The sequence below is a fragment of the Rhizobacter sp. P2_H2 genome, assembly GCF_056403375.1.
Map to the genome: position 1 here is coordinate 1 of NZ_JBFUFP010001113.1, position 1,716 is coordinate 1,716.

At 68.8% G+C, this 1,716-nt stretch carries 3 protein-coding genes; all 3 read left to right on the top strand.

Going from position 1 to position 1,716, the window contains the following annotated elements:
- Positions 1–315 (top strand): ABC transporter permease subunit (locus tag AC1D15_RS30605; RefSeq protein ID WP_477828991.1); only part of this gene is annotated, 315 nt, incomplete at its 5' end.
- A 4-nt stretch (positions 316–319) separates the two neighbouring features.
- On the top strand, positions 320–970 hold the full coding sequence (locus AC1D15_RS30610; protein WP_047511321.1) for an amino acid ABC transporter permease: 651 nt from the start codon (positions 320–322) through the stop codon (positions 968–970).
- Positions 957–1,712 carry an amino acid ABC transporter ATP-binding protein gene (locus AC1D15_RS30615; RefSeq protein ID WP_465114518.1) on the top strand — a complete coding sequence of 252 codons (756 nt, stop codon included), beginning with the start codon at positions 957–959 and terminating at the stop codon, positions 1,710–1,712. Before AC1D15_RS30610 ends, AC1D15_RS30615 begins: the two co-directional genes overlap by 14 nt.
- The last annotated feature ends 4 nt before the right edge of the window (positions 1,713–1,716 follow it).

The following is a 1,716-nucleotide window of genomic DNA, read 5'->3' on the forward strand; positions in this document are numbered from 1 at the left end:
CCGCGCGGCCAGATCGAGGCGGCACGCAGCCTGGCGCTCAGCGAGATGCAGGTGTTCACGCGCGTCGTACTGCCGCCGGCGCTGAAGCGCGTGTGGCCGGCGATGGTGAGCCAGATCGTGATCGTGATGCTGGGCTCGGCGGTGTGCGGGCAGATCGCGACGGCCGAGCTCTCGCATGCGGTGAACCTGATCCAGGGTCGCAACTTCCGCGCGTTCGAGGCCTTCATCATCGGCACCGCGATCTACCTGGTGCTGTCGATCGCGCTGCGCCGGCTGCTGAACTGGGCCGGCCCGCGCTTCATCTTCGGAAAGTAGCCCGATGGTCGACTTCACGCTGTGGGAGATCCTGCGCAACCTGCTGCTCGCGCTGCGCTGGACGGTGGCGCTGTCGCTGGTCGCCTTCGTCGGCGGCGCGATCGTCGGCCTGGCGCTGCTGGTGGCGCGGCTCGCCAAGCTGCCCGGTGCCGAGCGCCTGGTGGCCGGCTACGTGCAGCTGTTCCAGGGCACGCCGCTGCTGATGCAGCTGTTCTTCCTGTTCTTCGGGCTGTCGGGGCTCGGGCTGTCGCTGTCGAACTGGACCGCCGCGGCCATCGCGCTGACGCTCTACAGCAGCGCGTTCTTCACCGAGATCTGGCGCGGCTGCGTCAACGCGGTGCCCAAGGGCCAGTGGGAGGCGTCGACCGCGCTCGCGATGAACCTGGGCGAGCAGCTGCGCCACGTGATCGGCCCGCAGGCGCTGCGTGTCGCGGTGCCGCCGACGGTGGGCTTCGCGGTGCAGATCATCAAGGGCACGGCGCTCGCGTCGGTGATCGGTTTCGCCGAGCTGACCAAGACCGGCTCGACGATCGCCAACGCGACCTTCCGCCCGTTCACCGTGTTCGCCTGCGTCGCGCTGCTGTATTTCGCGCTGTGTTTCCCGGTGTCCCTGTGGGCCCGTTCACTGGAGAGAAAACTGCATGGTCACGCCTGACACCGCCGCGGCGGACATCGTCCGCATCACCGGGCTGCGCAAGCGCTTCGGCACGAACGAGGTGCTGAAGGGCATCGACCTGTCGGTGACGCGTGGCGAGGTGATCGCGATCATCGGCAAGAGCGGCTCGGGCAAGAGCACGCTGCTGCGCTGCGTGAACGGGCTGGAGCAGTTCCAGGAGGGCACGCTGACGGTCGACGGCCAGCCGCTGCTGTACGGCAATGCGGCGGCGATGCGCGCGCTGCGCCAGCGCGTGGGGATGATCTTCCAGGGCTTCAACCTGTTCCCTCACCTGAGCGTGGGCCGCAACGTGATGCTGGCGCCGACGCTGGTCAAGAAGAAGGCGAACCCGGACTGCACCGCGCAGGCGCGCAAGCTGCTCGAACGCGTCGGGCTGGCCGAGAAGTTCGATGCGCAGCCCGAGCAGCTGTCGGGCGGGCAGCAGCAGCGCGTCGCGATCGCGCGGGCGCTGGCGATGGAGCCGGCGGTGCTGCTGTGCGACGAGATCACGTCGGCGCTCGACCCCGAGCTGGTCGGCGAGGTGCTGCGCGTGGTCGAGACGCTGGCCGACGAGGGCATGACGCTGCTGATGGTCACGCACGAGATGAACTTCGCACGCAAGGTGGCCGACCGCGTGGTGTTCATGCATGCCGGGCGCATCCACGAGATGGGGCCGCCGGAGCAGGTGTTCGGTGCGCCGCAGACGGCGGAGTTGAAGCAGTTCCTGTCGGCGCTGCACTGACCTT